This is a genomic window from Streptomyces sp. NPDC051561 (assembly GCF_044454195.1).
Lineage (GTDB): Bacteria > Actinomycetota > Actinomycetes > Streptomycetales > Streptomycetaceae > Streptomyces.
This window is the reverse complement of the sequence record NZ_JBITDM010000005.1, coordinates 267,585-293,401: the sequence shown is the minus strand read 5'-3', so window position 1 is coordinate 293,401 and position 25,817 is coordinate 267,585. Positions and strand designations below refer to the sequence as shown.

Annotated in this window: 23 protein-coding genes; 10 read left to right on the top strand and 13 right to left on the bottom strand. The window is 71.7% G+C overall.

Annotated elements, in window-relative coordinates; translation table 11 throughout:
- Nucleotides 1-38: 38 nt before the first annotated feature.
- The 4 genes from ACIA73_RS14815 to ACIA73_RS14800 all read right to left on the bottom strand — a co-directional run bounded on the left by ACIA73_RS14815 (nucleotide 39) and on the right by ACIA73_RS14800 (nucleotide 4,854).
- A complete protein-coding gene (locus tag ACIA73_RS14815; protein ID WP_399438845.1) occupies nucleotides 39-1,007 on the bottom strand; it encodes a pseudouridine synthase in 969 nt (322 codons plus the stop codon).
- A complete protein-coding gene (locus ACIA73_RS14810) occupies nucleotides 1,004-2,305 on the bottom strand; it encodes an ADP-ribosylglycohydrolase family protein (protein ID WP_399438844.1) in 1,302 nt (433 codons plus the stop codon). Before ACIA73_RS14810 ends, ACIA73_RS14815 begins: the two co-directional genes overlap by 4 nt.
- Nucleotides 2,306-2,328: 23 nt before the next feature.
- Nucleotides 2,329-2,994, bottom strand: coding sequence for a fasciclin domain-containing protein (locus tag ACIA73_RS14805; RefSeq protein WP_399438843.1), 666 nt, complete (start codon nucleotides 2,992-2,994; stop codon nucleotides 2,329-2,331).
- A 72-nt stretch (nucleotides 2,995-3,066) separates the two neighbouring features.
- Complete coding sequence (locus ACIA73_RS14800) at nucleotides 3,067-4,854, bottom strand: molybdopterin-dependent oxidoreductase (RefSeq protein ID WP_399438842.1); 1,788 nt, start codon at nucleotides 4,852-4,854, stop codon at nucleotides 3,067-3,069.
- Between the two features lie 122 nt (nucleotides 4,855-4,976).
- On the opposite strand from ACIA73_RS14800, the gene ACIA73_RS14795 reads away from it, so the two are divergent.
- Genes ACIA73_RS14795 through ACIA73_RS14780 form a run of 4 tightly spaced genes read left to right on the top strand, consistent with a single transcriptional unit; the run spans nucleotide 4,977 to nucleotide 9,128 of the window.
- A complete protein-coding gene (locus ACIA73_RS14795; protein ID WP_399438841.1) occupies nucleotides 4,977-6,272 on the top strand; it encodes an NAD(P)/FAD-dependent oxidoreductase in 1,296 nt (431 codons plus the stop codon).
- Nucleotides 6,269-7,063 carry a DUF1365 domain-containing protein gene (locus tag ACIA73_RS14790; RefSeq protein ID WP_399438840.1) on the top strand — a complete coding sequence of 265 codons (795 nt, stop codon included), beginning with the start codon at nucleotides 6,269-6,271 and terminating at the stop codon, nucleotides 7,061-7,063. The genes ACIA73_RS14795 and ACIA73_RS14790 overlap by 4 nt, the downstream gene beginning before the upstream one ends.
- Nucleotides 7,060-8,313, top strand: a complete 1,254-nt coding sequence (locus tag ACIA73_RS14785; RefSeq protein WP_399438839.1) for a class I SAM-dependent methyltransferase — start codon at nucleotides 7,060-7,062, stop codon at nucleotides 8,311-8,313. The genes ACIA73_RS14790 and ACIA73_RS14785 overlap by 4 nt, the downstream gene beginning before the upstream one ends.
- Entirely contained in the window at nucleotides 8,310-9,128 is an 819-nt protein-coding gene (locus ACIA73_RS14780) for a DUF1295 domain-containing protein (RefSeq protein ID WP_399438838.1), read from the top strand. The genes ACIA73_RS14785 and ACIA73_RS14780 overlap by 4 nt, the downstream gene beginning before the upstream one ends.
- An 85-nt stretch (nucleotides 9,129-9,213) precedes the next feature.
- On the opposite strand, the gene ACIA73_RS14775 is transcribed toward ACIA73_RS14780, so the two are convergent.
- The 5 genes from ACIA73_RS14775 to ACIA73_RS14755 form a co-directional block, all read right to left on the bottom strand.
- Nucleotides 9,214-10,614 (bottom strand): cryptochrome/photolyase family protein, encoded by a 1,401-nt coding sequence (locus ACIA73_RS14775; RefSeq protein ID WP_399438837.1) that lies wholly within the window; start codon nucleotides 10,612-10,614, stop codon nucleotides 9,214-9,216.
- A 109-nt stretch (nucleotides 10,615-10,723) separates the two neighbouring features.
- Nucleotides 10,724-11,470 (bottom strand): anti-sigma factor domain-containing protein, encoded by a 747-nt coding sequence (locus ACIA73_RS14770; RefSeq protein WP_399438836.1) that lies wholly within the window; start codon nucleotides 11,468-11,470, stop codon nucleotides 10,724-10,726.
- Nucleotides 11,467-12,051, bottom strand: a complete 585-nt coding sequence (locus tag ACIA73_RS14765) for a sigma-70 family RNA polymerase sigma factor (protein WP_399438835.1) — start codon at nucleotides 12,049-12,051, stop codon at nucleotides 11,467-11,469. Before ACIA73_RS14765 ends, ACIA73_RS14770 begins: the two co-directional genes overlap by 4 nt.
- A 122-nt stretch (nucleotides 12,052-12,173) precedes the next feature.
- Nucleotides 12,174-12,647: an ABA4-like family protein gene (locus tag ACIA73_RS14760; protein WP_399438834.1), complete on the bottom strand. Its 474-nt coding sequence runs from the start codon at nucleotides 12,645-12,647 to the stop codon at nucleotides 12,174-12,176.
- Nucleotides 12,644-13,597, bottom strand: a complete 954-nt coding sequence (locus ACIA73_RS14755; RefSeq protein WP_399438833.1) for a hypothetical protein — start codon at nucleotides 13,595-13,597, stop codon at nucleotides 12,644-12,646. The genes ACIA73_RS14760 and ACIA73_RS14755 overlap by 4 nt, the downstream gene beginning before the upstream one ends.
- 63 nt (nucleotides 13,598-13,660) lie before the next feature.
- On the opposite strand from ACIA73_RS14755, the gene ACIA73_RS14750 reads away from it, so the two are divergent.
- Nucleotides 13,661-14,386: a MerR family transcriptional regulator gene (locus ACIA73_RS14750; RefSeq protein WP_399438832.1), complete on the top strand. Its 726-nt coding sequence runs from the start codon at nucleotides 13,661-13,663 to the stop codon at nucleotides 14,384-14,386.
- A 153-nt stretch (nucleotides 14,387-14,539) separates the two neighbouring features.
- Here the strand turns inward: ACIA73_RS14750 and ACIA73_RS14745 are convergent, their stop codons facing one another.
- A complete protein-coding gene (locus tag ACIA73_RS14745; protein ID WP_399438831.1) occupies nucleotides 14,540-15,379 on the bottom strand; it encodes a siderophore-interacting protein in 840 nt (279 codons plus the stop codon).
- Between the two features lie 53 nt (nucleotides 15,380-15,432).
- A complete protein-coding gene (locus tag ACIA73_RS14740; RefSeq protein ID WP_399439042.1) occupies nucleotides 15,433-16,338 on the bottom strand; it encodes a 5'-3' exonuclease H3TH domain-containing protein in 906 nt (301 codons plus the stop codon).
- 280 nt (nucleotides 16,339-16,618) lie between these two features.
- On the opposite strand from ACIA73_RS14740, the gene ACIA73_RS14735 reads away from it, so the two are divergent.
- The 3 genes from ACIA73_RS14735 to ACIA73_RS14725 all read left to right on the top strand — a co-directional run bounded on the left by ACIA73_RS14735 (nucleotide 16,619) and on the right by ACIA73_RS14725 (nucleotide 21,309).
- Entirely contained in the window at nucleotides 16,619-17,770 is a 1,152-nt protein-coding gene (locus ACIA73_RS14735; protein WP_399438830.1) for a glycine betaine/L-proline ABC transporter ATP-binding protein, read from the top strand.
- Nucleotides 17,763-20,393: an ABC transporter permease/substrate binding protein gene (locus ACIA73_RS14730; protein ID WP_399438829.1), complete on the top strand. Its 2,631-nt coding sequence runs from the start codon at nucleotides 17,763-17,765 to the stop codon at nucleotides 20,391-20,393. The genes ACIA73_RS14735 and ACIA73_RS14730 overlap by 8 nt, the downstream gene beginning before the upstream one ends.
- 334 nt (nucleotides 20,394-20,727) lie before the next feature.
- Nucleotides 20,728-21,309: a helix-turn-helix domain-containing protein gene (locus ACIA73_RS14725; RefSeq protein WP_399439041.1), complete on the top strand. Its 582-nt coding sequence runs from the start codon at nucleotides 20,728-20,730 to the stop codon at nucleotides 21,307-21,309.
- A gap of 19 nt (nucleotides 21,310-21,328) precedes the next feature.
- On the opposite strand, the gene ACIA73_RS14720 is transcribed toward ACIA73_RS14725, so the two are convergent.
- On the bottom strand, nucleotides 21,329-22,489 hold the full coding sequence (locus tag ACIA73_RS14720) for a TDT family transporter (RefSeq protein WP_399438828.1): 1,161 nt from the start codon (nucleotides 22,487-22,489) through the stop codon (nucleotides 21,329-21,331).
- Between the two features lie 70 nt (nucleotides 22,490-22,559).
- Here ACIA73_RS14720 and ACIA73_RS14715 point away from each other — a divergent pair, with 70 nt between their 5' ends.
- Together ACIA73_RS14715 and ACIA73_RS14710 are read left to right on the top strand one after the other, a co-directional pair.
- Nucleotides 22,560-23,531 carry a LysR family transcriptional regulator gene (locus ACIA73_RS14715; RefSeq protein ID WP_399438827.1) on the top strand — a complete coding sequence of 324 codons (972 nt, stop codon included), beginning with the start codon at nucleotides 22,560-22,562 and terminating at the stop codon, nucleotides 23,529-23,531.
- Between the two features lie 173 nt (nucleotides 23,532-23,704).
- Nucleotides 23,705-24,118, top strand: coding sequence for a hypothetical protein (locus ACIA73_RS14710; RefSeq protein ID WP_399438826.1), 414 nt, complete (start codon nucleotides 23,705-23,707; stop codon nucleotides 24,116-24,118).
- A gap of 181 nt (nucleotides 24,119-24,299) precedes the next feature.
- Here the strand turns inward: ACIA73_RS14710 and ACIA73_RS14705 are convergent, their stop codons facing one another.
- On the bottom strand, nucleotides 24,300-25,763 hold the full coding sequence (locus ACIA73_RS14705) for an SDR family oxidoreductase (protein WP_399438824.1): 1,464 nt from the start codon (nucleotides 25,761-25,763) through the stop codon (nucleotides 24,300-24,302).
- Between the last annotated feature and the right edge of the window lie 54 nt (nucleotides 25,764-25,817).

Genomic DNA, 25,817 nt, shown 5'->3' with positions numbered 1-25,817 from the left:
CGGGCCCCCGTCGGACTGCGGTCCGGTGGGGGCCTTCGCTATGCGGACGGGCCGGTCGCCCAGGCGTCGGGGTCGGTCCAGGCCTCCAGTGTGCGGCGGGACTCGAAGTGATGGTCGGCGCCGGTGACGGGGTCGGTGAACTCCAGTACACGGGACAGGAGTTGCAGCGGCCGGCTGAAGTCGGCGGGGGCCGGGTCGGTGAGACGGGGGAAGTAGGGGTCGCCGAGGAGGGGGAGGCCGAGGGCGTTCATGTGGACGCGGAGCTGGTGCGTGCGGCCGGTGTGGGGGGTGAGGCGGTAGCGGCCCAGGTCGCCGCGGTGGGCGAGGAGTTCGACGTGGCTCTCGCTGTTGGGTTCGCCGGGGGTCTCGTACGCGGCGATGATGCCGGGGACCTTCTCGATGCGGCTGCGGACGGTGCGCGGCAGGTCGAGTGAGGGGGCGTACGCGGCCAACGCCTCGTACTCCTTGCGCACGTGACGGTCGCGGAAGAGGGTCTGGTAGGCGCCGCGTGCCTGGGGGCGGACCACGAAGAGGACCAGCCCCGCGGTCAGGCGGTCCAGGCGGTGTGCCGGGCTGAGTTCGGGGAGGCCGTGCTCGCGGCGGAGGCGGGCGAGGGCGGTCTCGGTGATGTGGCTGCCGCGCGGGGTGGTGGCGAGGAAGTGCGGCTTGTCGGCGACCAGGATGTTCTCGTCGCGGTACAGCACCGGGACGGGGAAGGGAACGTGCGGTTCCGGTGGGAGGTCGCGGTGGAACCAGATACCGAGGCCGGGCGTGCAGGGGGCGTCGGGAGCGAGCGGGCTGCCGTCGGCGATGACGAAGGCGGCTTCGCGGAACATCCGGTCGATGGTGTCCGGGCCTGCCGCGGCGAGACGTTCGACGAGGTACGCGCGGACCGTGGGCCGGTCGCCGTGCCCGGCGGGCGGCAGCTTGAGGTGGACGGGATCGATGCCGAGGCGCTGGGCGAGAGGCGCGGGGGTGGTGGCGCGGCGGCGGGGTCTGCGGGTCATGGTGGATCAAGGGTACGGAGGCGGGGCGGGCGGGGGGTGTCGGCGGGCGGCGCCATCAGGCGGGAGAGGTTCAGGGCCAGGGCGCGGAGGTCCTCGAAGTGGAGTACGCGGTGAGCGAAGCCCGGCAGGGGGACGTGGAGGGGGTCCGTCCAGCGGGTGGGGATGGCCTGGGCGCCGTACGCCGCGCCCGCCAGTGCGCCCGTGACCGCGGCGACCGTGTCGGTGTCGCCGCCCAGGTCGATGGCGGCTGCCAGGGAATCCTCGAAGGAGGCCGTGGTGCGCAGGGCCCAGAGGGCGGAACCGAGGCAGGGCCAGACGGCGCCGTTGAACTCGGTGGCGTCGTCCGGGTGCCAGTCGGGGGCCAGGACGGTGGCCCAGCGGTCGCGGTGGTCGGGGTGGACTTCGGCGAGGGCGCGCGGGACGGCGGCGAGGATGGTGGCGGTACGCGGGCGCGGCGCTGGGGGTACGTCGTCGGGGTGGGCCGGGGCGGGGTGGGTGCGACTGCGTGGGGGGCCGCCCCCTTGCCCGCCCGTTCCGCCCCCGGGGGGCGGCCCCGCCGCCCGAGCGGGCTGGGTAATGGGGTCGGTGGGCGGGGGTTGCGTTGGCCGAGGGGGCCGGCGGGGGTGGGAGGGGCTCGGCGGGTCCGCCGCCCGTGCGGGTCGGGGCAACGGGAGGGAGGGGCCGGGGTGCAGGGGGGTGTCGTCCGGGTTCGAGGTCAGTGCCGCACGGATCAGCTCGTGCAGGATGGCTGTGCCCTCCCAGGCTGCGCGGTCGCCGTGGGTCAGGGCGGCCAGGCGGCGGGCTGCGGCCATCGTCGTGGCGCGGCCGGAGGGGGCGAAGGCCACGGCGGAGGTGGCGGCGCGCATCAGGGAGCCGTTGCCGGCCGCGTAGATGTTGACCTGGAAGTGGAGGGCGGCGGCGAGGTCCCAGGGCTCACCGTTGGTGAGGACGTCCTCGGTCTGCAGACCGATGTCCTTGGGCTCGGAGGCGGCCCAGCGCTGGAAGCGGGCGAACACGTCCGGCAGGTCGAGGCCGCCTCGTTCGAGGAGCGATTCGGCGACCAGGACGGCCATTTGCGTGTCGTCCGTGGCTTCGCCGGGGTCCCAGCCGCCGCCCCCGCACATCTCGCCCGTGCCGTTCTTGAAGCGTGCGCGGAACGCGCCCCCGAGCTGGAACTCGAAGGGCGCGCCCAGTGCGTCACCGACGGCGGAACCGACGACCGTACCTATCGCGCGGCTCGACCAATCCGTCAGGTCCGGTCCGCCCGCTCCACAACCCGTTGCCCCGTACTGGTTCATGGAGCGAGCGTACGGGCCGGCGGTCAGGCCTTCGGCATCAGGACGGTGTCGACGATGTAGACCGTCGCGTTGGCCGTCGGGACGTTGCCGCAGACCACCTTGGACGTGTCGTTGACCGTGTACGCCTCGCCGGAACCGGCCGTCGTCAGGGTCGACTTCTGGAGGGTCGGGTAGCTGGCGCTCTCCAGCTGCTTGGGCGTCAGCTTCTGGCCGACCACGTGGTAGGTGAGGATGCTGGTCAGCTTCTCCTTGTCGGCCAGCACGGCGTCCAGGTCGGCCTTCGGGAGCTTGGCGAAGGCGTCGTTGGTCGGGGCGAACACCGTGATGTTCTGCGCGTTGTTCAGGGTGTCGACCAGGCCCGCCTTCTTGACGGCGGTGACCAGGGTGGACAGGGCCGGGTTGTTCGACGCGGCGGTGGCCACCGGGTCCTTGGCCATGCCGTCGAAGCTGCCCTTGCCCTCCTTCGGAACGCCGGCACAGCCCGGTCCGAAGGGGCCGCTCATCGGGTCCATGGAGCTCGGAGTGGAGCCCATGTCGGCTTCCTTGCTGGGCGTGGAGTCCGCGTTCGCGGTGGACTCCTTGTCCTTGCCGCCGTCCGAGCAGGCGGTCAGGGTGAGCGGCAGCAGTGCCACCGCGGACAGGGCGAGGGCGGCACGGCGGGCGAGGGGCAGCGTGCGGGTGGTGCTCATGACGTTCTCCTTGGTGGATGGGTTGTGCGCTACGGAGGAAAGTGGTCCGGGAGCGGGCGTGCGGCCCGGGGCTCAGTTCACCGAGACCACCACCGAATGCAGTCCCGTCGCGCCGTCCGGAACGGTCCCGACGCGGCGTTCGGTCTGGGTGTCGCCCGCGCGGTCCGTCGCGCGGACTTCGAGGGTGTGGCTCCCGGGGACGGCGGCCCACGGCCACGACCACTGCCGCCAGATGTCGCGGCCCGCGTCGGCGGCGAGCCGGGCGTCCTGCCACGGGCCGCCGTCGACCCGTACCTCCACCCGGGCGATGCCCCGGTGCTGCGCCCAGGCGACCCCGGCGACCTGCACCGTGCCCGCTTTCGGCGAGGCGAACGGGCGCGGGGTGTCGATCCGCGACTGCGTCTTGACGGGCGCCTCGCGGGCCCAGTCGCGGCGCACCCAGTACGCGTCGAAGGCGTCGAACGTGGTCAGTTCGAGGTCCTGGAGCCACTTGCAGGCCGACACATAGCCGTACAGGCCGGGCACCAGCATCCGCACCGGGAAGCCGTGGTCGAAGGGCAACGGCTCACCGTTCATGCCGACCGCCAGCAGGGCGTCACGGCCGTCCATGACGGTCTCCACGGGGGAGCCGAGGGTCATGCCGTCGACCGAGCGGGCCACCAACTGGTCGGCGGGGCCGCCGGCCGAGGGCGGACGCACACCGGCCTCGCGCAGCAGGTCGGCCAGACGGACGCCGATCCAGCGGGCGTTGCCGACGTACGGGCCGCCGACCTGGTTGGAGACGCAGGTCAGGGTGATGTCCCGCTCGACCAGGGGGCGTTCGAGGAGGTCGTCGTACGAGAGGGTCAGCGGGCGCCGTACGCCCTGGCCGTGCAGCCGCAGCCGCCAGCGGGTGGCGTCCACCCGGGGGACCACCAGGGCGGTGTCGACGCGGTAGAAGTCGCGGTTGGGGGTGGTGAGGGGGGCCACGCCGGGGACGCCGAGTTCGGCGGCGCGGGGCATGGGGCGGCCGGGGTCGGCCGGGGCGGGAAAGGTGATCGCCGCCCGGGCGGCCGCAGCGTCGGCCTGCCGGCCGGAGTTGAGGTGACGGCCGAGGAGGCCCACTCCGGCGGAGGCGGTGGCGGCGGCGGACGCGGTGATCAGGAAGGCGCGGCGGTCGAAGCCGCCCCGGCCCGCCTCCGGGCGAGCCACCGAGGGGGGTGCCGGGCGGGCGGTGGCCGGCCCCGCAGTGTCCGGCCGCTGCCCGCCCGGTCCGGCCGGGGACGCTTCCTCCGACGGGCCCCCGGCCTGGTCGGGCCCGGCCGGGCCGGACGGGGAGCCCACATTCCCCGTACCCGCGTCCGGCCCGGCCCCGGGCGCCTCGGCCGTCTCCTCGGGTACCGGAGACGTGCGGGGGCCCAGCTTCGAGGTGAGCAGATACAGCACGGCGCCACCCGCCACCCCGCCCACCACCGAAGGCACCGCGTCCAGCGGTCGCGCGTCCGGGCGGGTCAGTGCGGCCAAGGTGCCGAGTGCGCCGAAGGCGAGCACCAGGAGGGCGGCGGTGCGCCGCCGCCGCAGCGCGAACAGACCCACCGCCAGGGCGAAGAGGGCCAGCAGCGTCAGGATGCCCAGTTGCAGGACCAGCTTGTCGGCGGTGCCGAAGGTGCGGACCGCGAAGTCCTTGACGGCCGCGGGCGTACGGTCCACGACCGCGCCGCCCACCACGGCCACCGGCCCCGCCTCGGGGCGTACCGCCGCGGCCGCCAGCTCCGCCGCGCACAGCGCCGCGAAACCGGCGATCAGACCGCTGACCGCTCCCGCAGCCAGGGTCGCCGCGTTCCTGCGTCGACTTCCCGATTTTCCGCTCACGCACTGCATTCGGTGCCCGGGACGGTTCCGGATTGGTCCCACATCTGGGTTCATCCGATCGGGGCGGCGACCAATCCGGCGGGCCGACGGCTCCGAAGCACTACTGGGGGCAGTCGACAAAAGGAGGACTTATGTCAGGCGTCGGGGAAAAGACGCAGCTGGGGGAGGGGCGGCCGACGACGGCCGTCATCGGGGGCGGAGTGGCCGGGCTGACGGCCGCGTACGTCCTGTCCCGCGCCCATCAGGTGACGCTGTACGACACCGAGCCCCGGCTCGGCGGGCATGCGCACACCCATGACGTGCCGTCCGCCGACGGGCGGATCCACCGCGTCGACTCCGGGTTCATCGTGCACAACCGGCGCACCTACCCGCAGCTGCTGCGGCTCTTCGGGGAACTCGGGGTGGCGACCCAGCAGTCGGAGATGACCATGTCCGTACGGTGCGAGGGATGCGGCCTGGAGTACGCGGGCGCGCGCGGCCCCGGCGGGCTGTTCGCGCAGCCGCGCAACGCGGCCAGGCCCGCCTATCTGCGGATGCTCGTGGAAGTCCCGGTGTTCCACCGCGGCGCACGCAGGTTGCTCGCCCACGGAGGCCAACAGAACCTGACGCTCGGCGAGTTCGTGCGGCAGGGACGGTTCTCGCCCTACTTCGTGGCACACTTCCTGACCCCGCTGGTCTCCGCCGTCTGGTCCTGCGACCCGGCAACAGCCCTGCGCTACCCGGCCCACTACCTCTTCCGCTTCCTCTCCCACCACGGGCTGCTCGGCATCAGCGGGTCTCCCGCGTGGCGCACCGTGACCGGCGGATCGCGGGAGTACGTCGACCGGATAGCCAAGCAGCTCGGCGCCGTGCACACCGCGACCCCCGTGCGGTCGGTGCGGCGCGGCACGGGCCGGGTGGAGGTGACGGGCGAGGACGGGGCCACCGCGGAGTACGACCGGGTGGTCGTGGCCGTCCACCCCGACCAGGCGCTACGGCTGCTCGCCGATGCGACCGAGGCCGAACGGCAGGTGCTCGGCGCGTTCCGCTACTCCCGCAACCCGACCCTGCTGCACACCGACACCGCCGTGCTGCCGCGCAGCCCCCGCGCCCGTGCCGCCTGGAACTACCTGATGCCGTCCTGCACGTCGGGTGCCGACCGGGTCAGGGTCAGCTACGACATGAACCGCCTCCAGCGCCTCGACGCCCCCGAAACATATGTCGTCACCCTGAACGGCGATCAACTCGTCGACCCGCAGAGGGTAGTGGCACGCATGGTGTACGAACACCCCGTCTACACGGCCGAGTCGGTGGCCGCACAGGGCTCGCTGCCCGCGCTCAACACCGCGACGACCGCCTACGCGGGGGCCTATCACGGCTGGGGATTCCACGAGGACGGCTGCCGCTCCGGCGTCGAGGCGGCCGCCGCGCTGGGGGTGACCTGGTGACCGCCCCCGCGACCCGTGCCGATGCCCCCGCGACCGCCACCACGGTCCCGGCGCTCTACCTGTGCGACGTCGCGCACGTCCGCACCTCCCCCCGCCGGCACACCGTCCGCCACCGCACGTACATGTGGTGCACGGACCCCGACCGGCCGCCCCGGCTGCCGTACGCACTGCGCGCCCTGGCCCGCTTCGACCCCCGCGACCACTTCGGCGGGACCGCCCCGACCATCCGGGCCGCTCTGGACACCTACCTCGCCGCACAGGGCATCGACCTGCACGGTGGACCCGTCACGATGCTCACGCACGCCCGCGTCCTCGGTTACGTCTTCAACCCGCTCACCCTCTACTGGTGCCACGACCCCGCGGGAGTACTGCGCTGTGTCGTGGCCGAGGTCCACAACACCTACGGCGAACGCCATTGCTACCTGTTGCGAACCGACTCCGAGCGGGGTCGACCGGCGGGCGTGACAGAGGAGTTCGACGTGGACAAGGAGTTCTACGTCTCCCCGTTCTTCCCCGTCGACGGCCGCTACCGGATGCGGCTGCCCGAACCCGGCGACCGGCTGCGCCTGAGTATCCGGCTCGCCCGCGACGGCTCCCACCCCTTCACCGCGACCGTGCGCGGCACCCGCAGGCCCGCCACCACGGCCAGGCTGCTGCGCACCGCGGTGCGCCACCCCCTGTCCACCCTCGCGGTCTCGGCCGCGATCCGGCTGCACGGCATCCGGCTGTTCCTGCGCGGACTGCCGGTTCTGCCACGCCCCCGTCATCAGCCCCAGGAGGGTGTCGAATGAGCATGTCCCTGTCCACCGTGACCGCCCCCGTCGACACCGCCCGCTGGCCCGACGTGGCCCGGCTGCCCCGCGCCTCGCCGCTGCGCACCGCCGTGGCCCGCGCCGTCGTCCGCAACGCGCTGCGCCGGCTGCCGCTCACCGTGAAGCTCCGCGACGGCGACCGGCTGGGCACCGGCGGCCCGGTGATGCGGGTGTACGACCCGGCCGCGTTCCACCGGCGGGTCGGCGCGAGCGGCCTGATCGGCTTCGGCGAGTCCTACATGGCGGGGGAGTGGGCCGCCGAGGACCTCGTCGGCGTGCTCACCGTACTCGCCGAGAACGCCGCCACCCTTGTCCCGCCGAGCCTGCAACGCCTGCGCGGCGTATGGGCGTTGAAGCAGCCCGCCGCCCGTCGTAACACCCCCGAGGGCTCCCGCGACAACATCAGCCACCACTACGACCTGTCCAACGACCTCTTCTCCCTCTTCCTCGACGACACCCTCTCCTACTCCTCCGCCGTCTTCCGCGCCTTCCCCGCCACCCGCGAACTGCTCCCCGCCGCCCAGCACCGCAAGATCGACCGGCTGCTCGACCTCGCCGGGGTGGGCGACGGCAGCGAGGTGCTCGAAATCGGCACCGGCTGGGGCGAGCTGGCGATCCGGGCGGCCGCGCGCGGCGCCCGCGTCACCACCGTCACCCTCTCCGTCGAACAGCGCGCCCTGGCACTGCGCCGGATCGCCGAGGCCGGACAGGCGGACCGGGTCACCGTGCTGCTGCGCGACTACCGCGCCATCAGCGGCAGATACGACGCCGTGGTCAGCGTCGAAATGATCGAGGCGGTCGGCGAGGAGTTCTGGCCGGAGTACTTCGCCACGCTGGAACGCCTCCTCGCCCCCGGCGGCAGGATCGCGCTTCAGGCCATCACGATGCCCGACGACCGGCTGCTCGTCAGCAGCAAGACGTACACCTGGATCCAGAAGTACGTCTTCCCCGGCGGTCAGATCCCCTCGGCCGAGGCCATCGAGCGGACCGCCCTCGCCACGACCGGGCTGCGGGTCGCCCGCTCGGACGGCTTCGGCGCGCACTACGCGGAGACGCTGCGGCTGTGGCGGGCCCACTTCGAGGCGCGGGCGGCGGAGGTGGACGCGCTCGGCTTCGACGCGACGTTCCGGCGGATGTGGTCGTTCTACCTCGCCTACTCGGAGGCCGGATTCCGGTCCGGCTATCTGGACGTACGGCAGCTGCTGCTCACCCCCGGAGGTGCTCGATGAACCACGATGCGGGATTCGCGTGGGCGGACTGGGCCGTCGCGACCGGCTGGGCGGCGCTCGCGGGGCTCGCCGTCATGCTGGTCACCTTCGCCGTCGGCGTACGGCTTGGCATGCACCGGGTGGTGGACGTGGCCTGGGGGATCGGCTTCGCCGCGGTCGCCGTCACGTCCTACCTGGTCTCGGGCGCGCAGTCCGACGGGGACGGGGGGCGGCGGCTGCTCGTGCTGGTGCTGACCGGAGTGTGGGGGATGCGGCTCGCGGCGCACATCGCGTGGCGCGGGCGCGGCCACGGGGAGGATCCGCGCTACGCGAAGATGCTGGCCAAGGCGCCGGAGGGCCGCCGCAACCTGTATGCGTTCCGGATGGTGTACCTGCTCCAAGGGGCACTGGTGTGGCTGGTGTCGCTGCCGGTGCAGATGGCCATGTATGTGCCGACCGGGCTCGGGTGGGTCGCCTGGGTGGGATGTGCACTGTGGGGAGTGGGGCTGTTCTTCGAGGGGGTGGGGGACCGGCAGATGGCCCGCTTCAAGGCCGACCCCCGCAACAAGGGGAAGATCATGGACCGGGGCCTGTGGAGCCTCACCCGGCATCCGAACTACTTCGGTGACTTCTGCGTCTGGTGGGGCATCTTCCTCGCCGCCGCGGGGAGTTGGACGGTCGCCGGGGCGAGCGTGGTCGGCCCGCTGATGATGAGCTATCTGCTGATCTTCGGGAGCGGCAAGCGGCTCCTTGAGCGCAGCATGGCGGACCGGCCGGGCTTCGCGGAGTACGCGGCGCGGACCAGCGGGTTCTTTCCGTGGGTACCCAGGGGGTAGGCGGGAGGGGGGACCGCGCCGGGCGGGCCCCACCCGCACGGGTCGCGCAGTACGGACCGTGGGGCCCGCCCGGCGCGGCCGTCCCTCACTCCCGCGCCCGCTCGAACCTGGCCCGTGCCTCCGCCAGGTCCACGATCGGGTCCGGGTAGTCGAAGCGGGCCCGCTCCGGACCCTCCAGCCGCCACGGCTGATGCACCGCCGAGCCCTCGAACATTGCCAACTCCGGTACCCAGCGCCGCACATAGTCCCCGTGCGGGTCGAACCGCTTGGCCTGGGCGAGCGGGTTGAGGATGCGGTTGGGGCGGGTGTCGGTGCCGGTGCCCGCCGCCCACTGCCAGTTCATCTGGTTGTTCGCGAGGTCGCCGTCGACCAGCAGCGACAGGAAGTGGCGGGCGCCCACCCGCCAGTCCACGTACAGCGTCTTGGTCAGGAAGCTCGCCACCAGGAGCCGCCCCCGGTTGTGCATCCACCCCTCGTGCGCGAGCTGCCGCATCGCCGCGTCGACCACCGGGAACCCGGTCAGCCCCGCCTTCCAGGCCGCGATCTCCTGCGCGTCCGAGCGCCAGCGGTCGTGCCGCTCACGGTAGTTGGACCAGGCGGCCGCGGGCCGGGCCGCCAGTACCTGGTGGTGGAAGTCCCGCCAGGCCAGCTGCCGTACGAACGCCTCCGCACCCGCACCGCCCTTGTGTTCCGCCCGGTGCACCGCCTCCACCGGCGACAGACAGCCGAAGTGGAGGTGCGGGGAGAGCTTGGAGGTGGCGTCGCCCGAAAGGTCGTCGTGCCGGTTCTCGTACGCCTCGATGCCCGAGCTGCCGTGCGCCAGCCAGGCGCTGAACTGCTTGCGGGCCGCCCGCTCGCCGCCGGCCGCCAGGCCCGGCGAGGTGTCCGCCACCTTCTTCCGCGCCGGTACGGGATCGCTCGCCACCGCCTTTGGCACCCGCACCACCCTCGGCGCCGCCAGCACCGCACGCCGCCGGGCCGCCGCCCACCGGCGGTGGTACGGGGTGAACACCGCGAAGTGATCCCGGTCGGAACCCGTCGGCGTCTCCGCACCCGGCGGCAGCACCGTGATCACCTCATCGTGCACGGCCAGTTCGCAGCCGTACGGGGACAACGCCTCCCGCAGCCGCTGCTCACGGCGCAGCGCGTACCCACTGACCCCGCCCGCCACATGCACCACCGTGGCCCCGGTGTCCGCGACCACCTTGGCCGTCTCCCGGACCACCTCACCGCTGCGGACGACCAGCCGGCCACCCCGCTCGCGCAGCGCCGCATCCAGGTCGGACAGGCAGTCGGCGAGGAACGCGCGCCGGTTGGGCGCCGCGAAGCCCGCCTCCCGTACCCCCTCGTCCAGCACGAACAGCGGCACCACCTCCTCGGACCCGCGCAACGCGGCCCGCAGCACCGGCTGGTCGTGGACGCGCAGATCGGAGGTGAACAGGACGACCGCGGTCCGTGCGGTGTCCGCGGGCTTGCTCGTGCTCATGCGGGGAGCTCCATGGGTGCGACAGTCTTGCGGGTGCTCTTGCGGGTGCTCTTGTGAGTGTTCGTACGGGTGCTCGTCGGGGTGCCCGTAACGGCGCTCGTACGGTTGCTCACGCGGGGAAGTCCATCAGTGCCACCGGATCGGATGTCGGAGCGGGCGAACCACCGGCGGGTTCGACGGTGATGCCCATGCCGGACGCCGAGCCGACCGGCCCGTCCATCAGTACGGAGTCGGTGCGGGCCGCCGGGTTCAGCAGCCCCGCCGCGCGCATCGCGCCGCCGTCGTTGAACCACAGCTGGTAGACCTTGCCCGCCGGAGGCTGCGGCAGCCCGGCCGCCACGAACGCCGCCCGGTTCAGGCTGCGGGAGACCACCACCGTCGCCGAGGCTCCGTCCGCCACCTTGCCGGTGGTCGCCTTCGCGTCCGGGGCGGCCAGCACGGCGGCCAGCGCCTCCGCCTGCAACTGGGAGGCCTCGGCCTGCTGCCTGGCGTCCTGGGCCTCCTGGTGCTGCCACACCGCGACCCCGCCGAACCCGGCCGCGGCGACCAGACAGGCGGCCAGCGTGAAGCGGGAAGCGGCCCGGCCGTAGCGGCCCCGCACCCGCCCCTGTCGTGCCGTCACCGGCGGATCCTGGCGCTCCACGGCGATCCGCCGCAGCACCTCCGCCTTCATCCGCTCCGGTGGTGTCTCGGTCATCGCACGCCCCAACCGGGCCGTGGTGGAGGCAAGTTCGGCCACCTCCTGGGTGCAGGAGGGGCAGTCCGCGAGATGCCGCTCGAAAGCGGCGCGCTCGTCCTCGGGCAGCGCGTGCAGGGCGTACGCCCCGGTCAGCGTGTGCAGTTCGGCGGTACTCATGCGCCCACCCCCAAGCAGTCGCGCAGCCGGATCAGACCGTCGCGCATCCGGGTCTTGACCGTCCCCAGGGGCACGGAGAGGAGTTCGGCGACCTCGCGGTAGGCGAGGCCCCGGTAGTACGCCAGGGTCACCGACTGGCGCTGCAACTCGGTGAGGGTGCGCAGACAGCGGCGTACCTGCTCACGTTCCAAACGGGCCTCCACCTGTTCGGTGACTTCGTCGTACGCGGGCGTACGGTCGAGCAGCGCGGCCCGCTGCTCCCGGTCGGTGGATGCCTGCGCCGCACGCACCCTGTCCACCGCCCGCCGGTGCGCCAGGGTGAGCACCCAGGTCATCCCGCTGCCCCTGGCCGGCTGGAAGCGGGCGGCCGTCCGCCACACCTCCACCAGCACCTCCTGGGTGACCTCCTCGGACTGCGCCGGATCGCGCAGTACGCTGCGGACCAGACCCAGGATCGGCCCACTGACCAGGTCGTACACCCGGCCGAAGGCCTCTTGGTCACCCCGGGCGACCCGGCTGATGAGCTCCTGGAGATCCGGCCCCGGCGGGATCGCTCCACTGAGCTGGACGGCTTCATTCACGCGGGTCGAACCTTCTTTCTGACGTCACGGACACTGAGAGCCTGGGCCCGGACCCCGGCCGGGGTACAGACACAGGCTCCGACTCCCACAGGGCATTCGGAGCCGGAGCGCATCCGGATTGGTCAGCCTGCCGCACCTTTCGTGCGGAGGTCCGCAGGGCCGCCCCGGTGTGTCCGCGCGCCGCCGGACTTCGCCGCCCGTACCGCCAGGAAGATCAGCAGGCCGATCGGCGAGAGCAGGATCGTCAGCACCAGCAACGGGCCCATCAGCAGCGGATGCAGGCCCAGCCGGCGGGCTTCCAGGAACATCCACTGGCCGAGCAGCAGGTCCCAGGCGATGACCTGCGCCCAGATCGCCCCGGCCCCGTCCGCCAGGACCATCAGTGCGCGGAACCCGTCCAGGCTCGGGCTGCTGACCGCCGCCCACAACTGGGGGAAGACCGGGATCGCCATCGCCAGATAGACGGTGAGGATCGGCAGGACGGTCAGCGGCGAGCGGGCGGCCTTCAGCGTCCAGCTCCAGCGTGGTGCGAAGACCATCAGCAGCCAGAAGGGGGCGGCGAGGAGAAAGGCCAGGTCGAAGAGGGTGGGGGTCATGCCGCGAGCTCCTTGTCCTGCTGCGTCTGGGACACTGGGCCGGGTCGCAGGGCGTAGAGCACGCCGGCCGCCGCGGCCAGGACGAGGCCGCCCGCCGCGCTCAGGGTCGTGACGTCCGGGCTGACCGGCGCCTGGCCTCGCAGTGCCTGCCAGGTGACCAGGCCGAGCAGGGCGGCGTACGACCCGGAGGCGACCGCGGTCAGCCGCAGCCGCACCCGGGGGTCGGCGAGACGGGCGACGCGCGGGGCCAGCGCGAGCAGCAACAGGGCCACCAGTGGCAGGAGTTGCAGCGAGTGCATGCCGACGAAGTGCGGGATGCGCAGATCGCCGCCGGTGGTCGCCCAGCCGGTCACGGCCATCGAGGGGCCGCCGTCGGGGACGCCCACGCCGTGTGCGCCGGCCGTGTCGGTGATGCCCGCCCTCAGTTGGGCGGCGGTGGGCCGGGTCATCAGGAAGCCGAGGCCCGTCCCGGCGAGGGCGAGGACCGTGCCCGCCTTCACGGCCAGCGAGGTGGCCCGGTCCAGGATCTTCGTCCGCAGCAGCAGGAGGGCGATCGCCAGGCTGCCGAGCCACAGGATCACCACCGTGACGCCCATGACCGCGAACACCGTGGTGTCCAGCGGGGTTTCGACATTGAAGTGGCTGCGCTTGCCGCGGGCGGCCTGGCCCACGATCAGCACCATCTCCGCCAGGCTCGCCACCGCGACCACCGTCCCGGCCCACCGGCCGATCCGGGCCCGCCTGCCGTCCGGGATCAGCGAGAGCATCCAGGCCAGTGACAGGCCGTACGCGGCGAACGACACCGAGAACTTGAAGGGCTTGAACCAGACCGGCGAGTTGCTGACCGTCCGCCCGTCGAGAAGGAGGCCGAGTCCGGTGGCCACGGTTAAGAAGAGCATCAGGGCAGCGAAGACGACCAGCGGCCGGTGCCAGGTGCGCCAAGTGTGCATGAGAGTCCCCAAGTCGAATGGAATGGATAGTGGCACTTGCCGCTATCGATAGGGGAACTATCCATGAGAGGATGGGTGCTGGCAAGAGGGATTCCCGGGAACGCCCGGATCGCTGGATTCGGCACGCTGGAAGGTGAACGCGCGGTGCGCATAGGGGAGTTGAGTCGCAGGACCGGGGTGCCGGTGCCGACGATCAAGTACTACGTCCGCGAAGGGCTGCTGCCGTCGGGGGAGTTGACCAGCCCGAACCAGGCGAGTTACGACGACGCGCACGAGCGCCGACTGCGGCTGATCCGCGCACTCCTCGGCGCGGGCGGGCTCCCGCTGGCGCGGATCGCGAAGGTGCTGGAGGCGGTCGACGACACCTCGCAGCCGGCGCACAAGCTGCTCGGGACGGTGGCGGGGTCGGTGGCCGCACCGCTGGTGCCGCCCACGGGCGGCAGCGAGGAGCCCTCGGAGCGTGCGCGTCAACGAGTGGCGGAACTGGCCGAACGCCGGGGCTGGCTGGTCCCCCCGGGGAACCCGGACGGCGACGCGCTCGCCCTCACGCTGTCCGAGGCGGAGCGCCTGGGCCACGAGGAATTCGCGGGCACGCTGGATGCGTATGCCGAGGCGGCGGAGAAGGTGGCCGGGGCGGATCTGGCCTATGTCACCGGGCGGGGAGCGTTCGAGGACGTGCTGGAGAGTGTGGTGGTGGGGATGGTGCTGGGGGATGCGATGTTCGGGTCGCTGAGGAGGATCGCGCAGGCGGAGGAGTCGCGGAGGGTGCTGGGGGGCGGCGGGGAGTAGAGGGCGGCTGCGCCTGCGGTGGGCTTCTGCCCCGCCCCGCCCCTTCCCTGAACCGCTCGCCGCGGGGCGGGTTTGGGGCGGTGCCCCCGGTTTCGGGGAGGGGCGGGGTGGGGGAGAGGCCCGCGCGAGCGGGATGGTGCCGGGCCCGTGCCGTCAGCCCGCTTCCTGCTCCCGTTCGACCTGCTCGTTCCATTCGCGCTTGACCGCGCGCCACGAATCGTCGTCCTGGCCCAGGCGCCAGTAGCCGGAGATGGAGAGGCGTTCGCGCGGGATCTCACGATCGATGCGCAGATGGCGGCGCAGCTCCTTCACGAAGCCCGCCTCGCCGTGGACGAAGGCGTGGACGTCACCGGCCGGGAAGGCCAAGTCCCGCACCGCCGCGACCAGTTGCTCGCCGACCGGCCGGTCGTCACGGTGCAGCCAGGTGACCGTGACCCCGTCAGGGGTGACGATCTTCTGCTCCTCCGCGGCGTCCTGCACCTCGATGAAGGCGTACGCGACCGCCCCCTGGGGCATCCGCTCCAGAGAGGCCGCGATCGCCGGCAGCGCACTCTCGTCGCCGACGAGGAGGTGCCAGTCGGCGGCCGGGTCCGGGGCGTATCCGCCGCCGGGGCCCAGGAAGCGGACGGTCTCGCCGGGCCGGACCCCGGCCGCCCACGGTCCGGCCAGGCCCTCGTCGCCGTGGACCACGAAGTCGATGGCCAGTTCGCGGGCCTCGGGGTCCCAGCTGCGGACCGTGTAGGTGCGGTTGACCGGCCACTGCTCCGCGGGGAACTCCTCGCGGATGCGGGCCATGTCGAAGGGCTCCGGGTAGGTCACCCCGGGTGCCGGGAAGAGCACCTTGACGTAGTGGTCGGTGAACTCGTCGGCGCCGAGCGTCGCGAGCGCCTCGCCGCCGAGGACGACGCGCACCATGTGCGGAGTGATCCGCTCGGTGCGCACCACCGTCGCCTCATGGGCTCGCGGTGCCTTACGGGCCGGTCGTTCTGCCACGGTGCTCTCCCCAGGTACGACTACATGTGCTTAGGCTTACCTAAGCTAGCAGTTCACTTCTGGAGTACCGAGAGCAGCCGCTGCAAAGAACCTCCCAAGCCCCACCGCTCTGCGAGCGCGTCCAGCGCGGCCGGGTCGTGCGGCGCGGAGGGCAGCGCCGGGTTGAAGGGCGGCAGCGGTACGTCGTCGGCCACCCGCACCACCTTCGGCGCCACCGCGATGTACGGCCGGGCCTCGTCGAGGCGCTTGCGCTGGGACGGGGTGAGCTTGGCGGCGGGGTCGTCGACGGCGGCCATGATCCCGGCCAGGTCCCCGTACGCGTCGAGCAGCTTGGCGGCGGTCTTCTCGCCGATGCCGGGGACGCCCGGCAGGCCGTCACTCGGGTCCCCCCGGAGCAGGGCCAGGTCGACGTACCCCGGACCGTCCACCCCGTACCGCTCGCGGAGCCACGCCTCGTCGGTGAGCTGGAGGGTGCCGACGCCCTTGATCGGGTAGAGGATGCGGCGCTCGCGGGCGTCGTCGACCAGCTGGAAGAGGTCGCGGTCGCCGGTGACGACGTCGACCGGGCCCTTGGCGAGGTGGGTGAGGGTGCCGATGACGTCGTCCGCCTCGTACCCGTCCGCGCCGACGCGGGCGATGCCGAGCGCGGCCAGCACCTCCACGATCACCGGGACCTGCGGGGAGAGCGTGTCGGGGGTCTCCTCCGCGTCCGGGGCGCCCTCGATCTCCTCGGCGACGCGGTGCGCCTTGTAGGAGGGGATCAGGTCGACCCGCCACTGCGGGCGCCAGTCGTTGTCCCAGCAGGCCACCAGGTCGTCGGGGCGGTGGTCCTGGACGAGGCGGGCAATGAAGTCGAGCAGGCCGCGGACCGCGTTGACGGGCGTACCGTCCGGGGCCCTGACCGAGTCCGGAACCCCGAAGTAGGCGCGGTAGTAGAGGGAGGCGGTGTCGAGAAGCATCAGGCGTCGGGTCACGTTCCCGATGATGCCGTACGGCACTGACAGCGGCCCGGAGCGAAGCCGCACCGGGCCGCCGACCAGGGCGGATGGCGCGTAGGTGTCCCATAAGTGAACTGGATCACTTTCCGTTTGCCTCGTGTCACCACGGGCAGGGGCGCACTCGGAGCGGACCTCGTCCGAAGTTCAACATTTGGAAGGGTTAAGCGGGCCGAATCCGCGCCACTCCACGACCTGCCCACGGGGGTGGCCGGTCGTCATCGGTTCAATACGTGAGGTGTATGTGTCCAGGCTCCAGGCCGAGAACCTGTACAAGGTGTTCGGCAGACGACCCGGCGAGGCGGTCAAGCGGCTCGAAAGCGGCACCGACCGCGACGAGCTGCGCGCCGAAGGTACGACCGCTGCGGTGATCGACGCCTCGTTCAGCGTCGAGCCCGGCCAGATATTCGTGGTGATGGGGCTCTCCGGCTCCGGCAAGTCCACGCTGCTGCGCATGCTCAACGGTCTGCTCGACCCGACCGCCGGTCGTGTGCTCTTCGACGGGCAGGACCTGACCGCCCTGTCCGACAAGGATCTGCGCGAGGTCCGGGCCAAGAAGATCTCCATGGTCTTCCAGCACTTCGCGCTCTTCCCGCACCGCAGTGTGCTGGAGAACGCCGCGTACGGTCTCGAAGTCCAGGGCGTCCCGCGCGAACAGCGCGAGAAGAAGGCCACCGAGGCACTGGAGATGGCCGGCCTCAAGGGCTGGGAGAAGTCCTGGCCCGACGAGCTGTCCGGCGGTATGCAGCAGCGTGTGGGCCTGGCCCGCGCGCTCGCCACCGACGCCGACCTGCTCCTCATGGACGAGTCCTTCTCGGCGCTCGACCCGCTGATCCGCCGCGACATGCAGGACCAGCTGCTGGAGCTCCAGAAGTCGCTGAAGAAGACCATCGTCTTCATCACCCACGACCTCAACGAGGCCATGCGTCTGGGTGACAACATCGCTGTCATGCGGGACGGCCGTATCGTCCAGCAGGGCACCGCCGAGGACATCCTGGTCACGCCGGCCAACGAGTACGTCGCCTCCTTCACCCAGGACGTCGACCGCTCCCGCGTGCTGACGGCCGGCGCCATCATGGCCGAGCCGCACACCGCTGTCGGCACCAAGGACGACGCCGGCAAGGAACTGCGCAGCGCGCAGGACGTGCTGGCCGCCGCACCCGCGAAGGTCTCCGCGGACACCCCGATCATCGAGCTGTTCACGCCGTGCTCGACCAGCGGCGTGCCGGTCGCGGTGACCGACGCGAAGGGCTCCCTGATCGGCGTCGTACCGTGCGCCCGGCTGCTCGCCGTGCTCGGCGAGCCGATGGAGCCCACGGATTCCGCGCCCTTCAAGGACGCAGCGGAGAAGGACAAGAAGACCGTGAACGCGAAGAAGGTGGCAGCCGATGCCTAGGCTGAACCTCGGCCAGTGGGTCGACTCCGCCGTCGACTGGCTCACCGCCAACCTCGGTTGGCTCTTCGACTTCATCTCCACCGTCGTCGGTGGCATGCAGGAGGGCATCTACGCCGTCCTCGGCGCCCCCAACGCACTGCTGATGGCGGGCATCTTCGCCGTCATCGCGTTCTGGCTGCGCGGTCTCACCGCCGGTGTGCTGTCCTTCGCGGGCTTCGCGCTGATCGACTCCATCGAGCTGTGGGACGACGCCATGTCGACCCTCTCGCTGGTCCTGGTCGCCACCATCATCACGATGATCATCGCGATCCCGCTGGGCATCTGGGCCGCGCGCTCGGACAAGGTCAGCGCCGTGGTCCGGCCGGTCATGGACTTCATGCAGACCATGCCCGCCATGGTCTACCTGATCCCCGGCATCCTCTTCTTCGGCGTCGGCGCCGTCCCCGGCATCATCGCCACCATCATCTTCTCGCTGCCCCCGGGCGTGCGCATGACCGAGCTGGGCATCCGGCAGGTCGACGGTGAACTGGTCGAGGCGGCCGAGGCGTTCGGCACCAAGCCCGGTAACATCCTGCGCCGCATCCAGCTGCCGCTGGCCCTGCCGACGATCATGGCGGGCATCAACCAGAAGATCATGCTCTGCCTCTCGATGGTCGTCATCGCGGGCATGGTCGGCGCCGGCGGCCTCGGTGGCGCGGTCTACCGCGCCATCGGCAACGTCGACATCGGCCTCGGCTTCGAGGCGGGCATCTCCATCGTCATCCTGGCGATGTACCTGGACCGCATGACCAGCTCGCTGGGCACCGCCGTCTCCCCGGTGGGCCGCCGCGCGCTGGCCAAGGCACGCGCCATGGCCGGTGGGTCGAAGTTCCTGACGTACCGCCCCCAGCCTGCTCTCGCCATCTCGGGCATCGTGATCCTCGCGCTGATCGCGGGCAGCATGAGCATGTTCGGCGGCAAGAGCTCCGAGACGGCGGGCAGCGACCCGTCGCAGATCGGCAAGGGCAAGAAGATCTCCATGGGTTACATCCCGTGGGACGAGGGCATCGCCTCCACCTTCCTCTGGAAGGAGATCCTGGAGCAGCGCGGCTTCGAGGTCGACGCCAAGCAGTACGAGGCGGGCGCCCTCTACACCGGTCAGTCCACGGGTCAGATCGACCTCAACACGGACGCCTGGCTGCCCACCACGCACGCCCAGTACTGGTCCAAGTACAAGGACAAGCTGGAGGACATGGGCGCCTGGTACAGCCCGACCTCGCTGGAGCTCTCGGTCCCGGAGTACATGACCGGCATCGACTCCATGGAGGACCTCAAGGGCCAGGCCGACAAGTTCGGCGGCAAGATCATCGGCATCGAGCCCAGCGCCGGTGAGATGGGCCTGCTCAAGGACAAGGTCCTCGGCGCCTACGGCCTCGACAAGGAGTACAAGCTCGTCGAGGGCTCCACGCCGGGCATGCTGGCCGAGCTGAAGCGCGCGTACGCCAAGAAGGAGCCCATCGTGGTTCCGCTCTGGTCGCCGCACTGGGCGTACAACGACTACAAGCTCAAGAAGCTCAAGGACCCCAAGGGTGCCTGGGGCAAGGGCGACGGGGTCCACACGCTGGCCGCCAAGGGCTTCTCGGAGAAGAACCCCGAGGTCGCCAAGTGGATCAAGGACTTCAAGCTGGACGAGAAGCAGCTCACCAGCCTGGAAGCGCAGATCGTGAAGTCCGGCAAGGGCCAGGAGCAGGAGGCCGTCCGCACCTGGCTCAAGTCCCAGCCCGGTCTGGTCGACAAGCTGGCCCCGGTCGCCAAGACGCCCAAGGCCTCCAACGGCAAGGACGAGCGGGACCGTGCGGTCGAGATGGGCTGGTTCCCCTGGGAAGAGGACATCGCCGCCACGTACCTGTGGAAGAACGTCCTGGAGCAGCGCGGCTACAAGATCAACCTCAAGCAGTTCGAGGTCGGTCCGATGTACGCGGCCCTCGCCGCCGGTGATGTCGATGTCCAGCTGGACGGCTGGCTGCCCTACACGCAGAAGAACTACTGGGACAAGTACAAGGACAAGCTGACCGACGTCGGCTCCTGGTACGGACCCACCTCCATCGAGGTCGCCGTCCCGTCCTACGTCAAGGACGTGAAGTCCCTGGAGGACCTCAAGGGCAAGGCGGACAAGTTCAAGGGGAAGATCATCGGCATCGAGGCGGGCACCGCCACGATGAAGAACCTCAAGGAGAACGTCCTGCCGGGCTACGGCCTGGACAAGGAGTACGAGGTCGTCGACAGCTCCACGCCGGGCATGCTGGCCGAGCTGAAGCGCGCGTACGCCAAGAAGGAGCCGGTCGCCGTACTGCTGTGGACGCCGCACTGGGCGTACAACGCGTACGACATGACCAAGCTGAAGGACTCCAAGAAGCTCTTCGGTGAGGGCGACCGCCTGCACATCATCGGGAACAAGGACTTCGGGTCCAACTACCCGCAGCTCACCAAGTGGTTCAAGGACTTCAAGCTGAACGAGAAGCAGCTCGCCAGCCTGGAGGACGAGATCCAGAAGCGCGGCACCGGCCACGAGCCGGAGGCCGTCGAGGCCTGGATGAAGGTCAACCCGGGAATCGCCGAGAAGATGGCGCCTGCGGCAGGCTGAGAGCCAACTGCCCCAGTGGGCCCCTCCGTTCGCGACTGGCGAGCGGAGGGGCCCACTTTTTCGCGGGTGCGGTCCAAGACCTTCGCCCCTGCACGGTCCCCGCCCGGGTCCTGAGAGGCACCCCTTCCCCGTACACGATCGACAGCCTTGCGCAACGCAGGTGTGACATGTGTACGAAACGATGGCGTGAAGCTGCGTAGTCTGCTGTGCGTCGGTGGAAGAACGCTCTGGGGAAGGGAGACGGGCCGCTGTGATGTCGAAGGGCGAGAAGGCAGTGACATCTGAGGCAGTGACATCCGAGCCAGTGACATCCGAGGCGTCGACGTCGAAGGCAGTGACGCCGAAGGACGAGAAGGACGACAAGGAGATCCTCCGGGTCGGTACGGCCGTCCGCAGGCGCCGTCGTGCACTGGAGCTCACCCTCGCCGTGGTCGCACGGCGCAGCGGACTGTCCGTGCCCTTCCTCAGCCAGATAGAGAACGAGCGTGCCCGCCCCAGCCTCCGCTCGCTCCAGCGGGTCGCCGAGGCCCTGGAGACCACCACCGACAAACTGCTCGCCGCCGCCGACTCCGCGCTCTCCGTGGATCTCGTACGGGCCGCCGAGGACCCGGGCCTCGAACCGGGTTCGGGGGTACGTCCGCTGGTGCGCGGCCACCACCAGCTGCACGCCCTGGAGTTCACCGGCATGCAGGACGCGGGCCGCGAGTACCAGCACCGCAACGACGAGCTGATGTACGTCGCGGACGGCGCGGTCGAGGTCGAGGCGGAGGGCCGCGCCTACCGGCTCTCGCGCGGCGACTCCCTGCACCTCTCCGGCGGGGTGCGTCACCGGTGGCGGGCCACCGAGCCGGACACCCGGCTGGTGATCGTCGCGGTCGGCGAACACATCGACGCGGCGGACGACTCCCGGCGGTGACCGCGCGGGGGTGCCGCTGTCAGCCGAGCGCGGGCCGGACCGGACGCGGTGCGGCGAGCAGCGTCCCGCCGGCCAGGCCCCGTACGGTACGGATGGCCGTCACCGCCCACGCCAGGACCAGCAGCACGTACAGCCCCGCCGCCAGCCATCCCAGCGCGTCCAGCCCGGTGTGCCTGGCCAGTCCCGCCGCACCTGTCACACAGGTGCCGACGGGGAAGGTGAACCCCCACCAGGTCATCGCGAACGGCATCCCGGCCCGCGCCGCCCGCACCACCAACGCCGTCGCCAGCGCCAGCCACAGCAGCGCGAAGCCGAGCACCGGGATCCCGTAGACCACCGCGAAGGCCTGGAAGCCGTGGGCGTACGTCGCACCTATCGCGCCCGGCGCGACATCGGCGAGCTGGTTGACCGCGGTGGTCGACTGGCCGAGCGGGCCGAGCACCAGGAACAGCGTCGGGGTCAGTGCCAGCGGCAGCGGGCCGTGCACCAGCAGCCGGGTCAGCACCAGGGGGAGCAGCAGCAGACTCGCGAGCAGGCTCAGCCCGAACATCGCGTAGCAGCCGAGCAGCATCGCCGTCCGCCCCTGCCCCTGGGGCAGATGCGGGATCAGCTGCGGCCCCAGCGCGGCCGAGACCATCGGCGCGACCACCGGCAGCAGCCAGACCGGCGAGGCGCTGTGCGCGCCGTCGATCCGGTGCCGGACGACCATCAGATACGGGATCCCGGCGGCGGCCAGCAGCGACAGCACGGTCCCCACGCTCCAGAGCGCGGCGCCCATGACGAGCGCCGCCCCCTCACCGATGACGTCCGGCCCGACGGCCAGGGTCGCCCCGCCGACGGCGAGCACGGCCATCGCGAGACAGCCGTAGAAGGGGGCCACCGCCGGGTCCAGCAGATGGGTCCGTGCCTGGTCGCGATGGCGCCGCCAGTGCAGGGCGCGGCTCACCAGGATGACGGCCAGGAGAGCGACCGCGAGTATCCAGACGCCGGTCAGCGCGGTGCGCGCGGCGGGGGAGTGGTACGGGAGGGCGGTACCCGCGGTGACCAGGATGGCAGTGCCCATGACGGTCGCGTACCAGTTGGGACCGAGATGACGCAGCGCGGAATCGGCGGGGGCGGGGACGGGCGTGGGAGTGGGGGCGATGACGGTGCGGGTGGGGGGCTGCGTGCTGGTGACCATGCTGAGAGCTTGCGCGATCGGTGGGGCTCCCACCAGGGACTATGACTCTATGAGGGCATAACCTGAACTTATGAGCACCGACCCCGCTCCCTCCTCCTCTTCCTCCTCCTCGTCTGCGTCCCCCCTTCCCGCCGCCTCCTCGTTGCTGTCCCACCGGGTGCCGGACCTGGCCGCCGTGGAACTGCTGCTGGCCGTGGCCAAGCTGGGCAGTCTGGGGCGGGCCGCAAGGGAGGTGGGCATCTCGCAGCCCGCCGCGAGCGCCCGGATCCGCTCGATGGAACGGCAGCTCGGAGTCACCCTGGTGGAGCGTTCGCCACGCGGTTCCCGGCTGACCGAGGCGGGCGCGCTGGTCACGGACTGGGCGCGGCGCATCGTGGAGGCGGCCGAGGCCTTCGACGCGGGGGTACGGGCGCTGCGCGGCCGGCGCGATTCGCGGCTGCGGGTGGCGGCGAGCATGACCATCGCGGAGTACCTGCTCCCCGGCTGGCTGGTCGCGCTCCAGTCCCAGCGCCCGGGGACGGCGGTCTCGCTGCTCGCGGGCAACTCGGCGGCGGTCGCCCGCCAGGTGCTCGACGGTACGGCGGACCTCGGTTTCGTCGAGGGGGTGGCGGCGCCGGAGGGGCTGGACGGGGTGGTCATCGGGCACGACCGCCTGGTGGTGGTGGCGGCACCCGGCCATGTCTGGGCGCGCCGCCGGCATCCGCTCGACGCGAGCGAGTTGGCGGATACGTCTCTGATCCTCCGGGAGGAGGGATCGGGAACCCGGCAGGTGCTGGACGCGGCGCTGGTCGCCCACGGCGGGTTGAGTACCCCGCTCCTGGAGTTCTCCTCGACCACGGCGGTCAAGGCGGCGGCGGTGAGTGGGGCGGGGCCGAGCGTCCTGAGTGAACTCGCCGTACGCGAGGAGATCGCGGCGGGACGGCTGGTGCGGGTGCCTGTCGAGGGCGTCCGGCTTCGACGGGACCTGCGCGCGGTGTGGCCGGTGGGGCCGGGACCGGTGGGGCCGGCGCGGGATCTGCTGGGGCTGACTCGGCGGGGTTGAGGGGGGGCGCCATCCCCGGTCGGTGCTGGCGGCGGGGGACTTCGCGCACGACGCAATCATCACCTCGTCCACGACCGGAGACGTACAGGACTCGCTCCGAGAGCATGCGTGCGAACCCGCAAAGCGTTCACCCGTGGTTGTTTGTGGTGCTCACTAGCGGTTACCCGCAGGCCATGACCACACAGAATCCGAACGCCAAGTCCACTGCCGCCGACGCCAAGGCCACCGCGGCCAAGGCCACCGCCTCCGACGCGAAGAAGACCGCCGCCGGTGCCACCACCCAGGCCAAGGGTGCCGCCGACAAGGCGAAGGAGGCCACCGGGAAGGCCGGCGGTGCGGCCCAGACCGCGACCACCGCCGGTCTCAAGGGTGTCCAGGCGGGCAAGCAGGCCCTGGAATCCGCTTCCGGGAAGGTGGTCTCGACGGCCACCACCGCATGGACGCTGATCGCCAACCGCAAGGCCATCGTCGCCGGAGCGGGTGCCGGTGTCGTCGCGCTCGGCGCCGTCTCCTTCGCCGCCGGCCGCAAGGCCGAGCAGGCCAGCCACGGCCCGCTCACCAAGCTCCTCGCGGGCGGGAAGCTCTGAGGGCCGGTGCTCCTGATCCCCGGCCCGCCCGTGCGGACCCCCGGTGACGGACGGCCGCGACCCGGCACGACGTACCGCAGAAGACGCACTTCGCGTCGCTGAGGTGACGTCGCCGGTCGCGGCCGGCGTGCCGTCCTGGCGGCCTTCCCTACCTGACGTGCTCGCCGCCGTGCGGTGCTCCCTACGCGCTCGCCGCCGCAGCGATGTTGCGCACCATCCCGCCGAAGACCACCCCGTGGAACGGCGCCACGCTCCACCAGTACGCGTGCCCGGCCAGCCCGTGCGGATGGAACACCGCCCGCTGCCGGTACACGGTGCGGCCCTTGTCGTCCTGCTCGACCCGCAGCTCCAGCCAGGCCAGGCCAGGCACCCTCATCTCGGCGCGCAGACGCAGCAGCCGACCGGGCACGATCTCCTCGACCCGCCAGAAGTCGAGCGAGTCACCTACCCGCAGCCGGGCCTTGTCCCGTCGCCCGCGCCGCAGTCCCACTCCGCCGGCCAGCCGGTCCATCCAGCCGCGCACCGCCCAGGCCAGTGGGAACGAGTACCAGCCGTTCTCGCCGCCGATCCCCTCGATCACCCGCCACAACCGCTCGGGCGAGGCCTCCACGACCGCTTCCCGCACGTCGGTGTAGAGGCTGCCGCCCGCCCAGTCCGGGTCGGTGGGCAGCGGGTCGCTGGGTGCGCCCGGCACCGAGGCCGACGACCAGCGGGTGGCCACATCGGCGTCCTGGACGCGGCGCAGCGCCAGCTCCACCGCCCGGTCGAAGCCGACCGGCCCCTCGGCGGGGCCCGGCACACAGGTGTCGATGTCGTGCTCGGCGCACACCACCTCGTGCCGCAGCGACTCCGCGAGCGGACGGGCGATGGAGGCGGGCACCGGGGTCACCAGGCCCACCCAGTGGCTGGACAGGGCCGGGGTGAGCACCGGCACGGGCAGGATCAGCCGCCGCGGGAGACCGGCCGCGCGGGCGTAGCGCTGCATCATGTCGCGGTAGGTCAGGATGTCGGGGCCGCCGACGTCGAAGGTGCGGTTGAGGTCCTCGGGAAGCTTGGCGCAGCCGACCAGCAGGCGCAGTACGTCGCGTACGGCGACCGGCTGGATCCGGGTACGGACCCAACTGGGCGTCACCATCAGCGGCAGCCGTTCGGTCAGATACCGCAGCATCTCGAAGGAAGCGGAACCGGAACCGATGATGACCGCCGCGCGCAGGGCCGCCGTCGGCACCCCGGAGTCCAGCAGGATCCGCCCGACCTCCGCGCGCGAGCGCAGATGCGGGGACAGCTCGCGCTCGGGGACCCCGGCAGGGGTGAGCCCGCCCAGGTAGACCAGCCGGCCGACACCGGCCCGGTGCGCCTGCTCGCCGAAGGTACGGGCGGCCTCGCGGTCGGTCCGCTCGAAGTTCTTGCCGGTGCCCAGGGCGTGCACCAGGTAGTACGCGACGTCGATGCCCGCCAGCGCCTCACCGGTCGACTCCGGGTCCGTCACGTCGCCCCGTACGATCTCGACCTCACCCGCCCACGGAAAGTCCCGCAGCTTCGCCGGGGTGCGCGCCAGACAGCGGACCTGATGGCCCGCCGCCAGCAGTTCCGGCACCAGCCGTCCTCCGATGTAGCCACTCGCCCCGGTCACCAGACACCGCATGCAGTCCTCCTCGTTCCTTCCACTGTGCCCTCCTGCCCCGGATCGGCCCGTGGT

Bases quoted from the DNA above. Each gene is read 5' to 3' on its own strand.
- ACIA73_RS14815 (WP_399438845.1), bottom strand. From the start codon at position 1,007: ATGACCCGCAGACCCCGCCGCCGCGCCACCACCCCCGCGCCTCTCGCC.
- ACIA73_RS14810 (WP_399438844.1), bottom strand. From the start codon at position 2,305: ATGAACCAGTACGGGGCAACGGGTTGTGGAGCGGGCGGACCGGACCTG.
- ACIA73_RS14805 (WP_399438843.1), bottom strand. From the start codon at position 2,994: ATGAGCACCACCCGCACGCTGCCCCTCGCCCGCCGTGCCGCCCTCGCC.
- ACIA73_RS14800 (WP_399438842.1), bottom strand. From the start codon at position 4,854: ATGCAGTGCGTGAGCGGAAAATCGGGAAGTCGACGCAGGAACGCGGCG.
- ACIA73_RS14795 (WP_399438841.1), top strand. From the start codon at position 4,977: ATGTCAGGCGTCGGGGAAAAGACGCAGCTGGGGGAGGGGCGGCCGACG.
- ACIA73_RS14785 (WP_399438839.1), top strand. From the start codon at position 7,060: ATGAGCATGTCCCTGTCCACCGTGACCGCCCCCGTCGACACCGCCCGC.
- ACIA73_RS14780 (WP_399438838.1), top strand. From the start codon at position 8,310: ATGAACCACGATGCGGGATTCGCGTGGGCGGACTGGGCCGTCGCGACC.
- ACIA73_RS14775 (WP_399438837.1), bottom strand. From the start codon at position 10,614: ATGAGCACGAGCAAGCCCGCGGACACCGCACGGACCGCGGTCGTCCTG.
- ACIA73_RS14770 (WP_399438836.1), bottom strand. From the start codon at position 11,470: ATGAGTACCGCCGAACTGCACACGCTGACCGGGGCGTACGCCCTGCAC.
- ACIA73_RS14760 (WP_399438834.1), bottom strand. From the start codon at position 12,647: ATGACCCCCACCCTCTTCGACCTGGCCTTTCTCCTCGCCGCCCCCTTC.
- ACIA73_RS14755 (WP_399438833.1), bottom strand. From the start codon at position 13,597: ATGCACACTTGGCGCACCTGGCACCGGCCGCTGGTCGTCTTCGCTGCC.
- ACIA73_RS14750 (WP_399438832.1), top strand. From the start codon at position 13,661: ATGAGAGGATGGGTGCTGGCAAGAGGGATTCCCGGGAACGCCCGGATC.
- ACIA73_RS14740 (WP_399439042.1), bottom strand. From the start codon at position 16,338: ATGCTTCTCGACACCGCCTCCCTCTACTACCGCGCCTACTTCGGGGTT.
- ACIA73_RS14730 (WP_399438829.1), top strand. From the start codon at position 17,763: ATGCCTAGGCTGAACCTCGGCCAGTGGGTCGACTCCGCCGTCGACTGG.
- ACIA73_RS14720 (WP_399438828.1), bottom strand. From the start codon at position 22,489: ATGGTCACCAGCACGCAGCCCCCCACCCGCACCGTCATCGCCCCCACT.
- ACIA73_RS14715 (WP_399438827.1), top strand. From the start codon at position 22,560: ATGAGCACCGACCCCGCTCCCTCCTCCTCTTCCTCCTCCTCGTCTGCG.
- ACIA73_RS14710 (WP_399438826.1), top strand. From the start codon at position 23,705: ATGACCACACAGAATCCGAACGCCAAGTCCACTGCCGCCGACGCCAAG.
- ACIA73_RS14705 (WP_399438824.1), bottom strand. From the start codon at position 25,763: ATGCGGTGTCTGGTGACCGGGGCGAGTGGCTACATCGGAGGACGGCTG.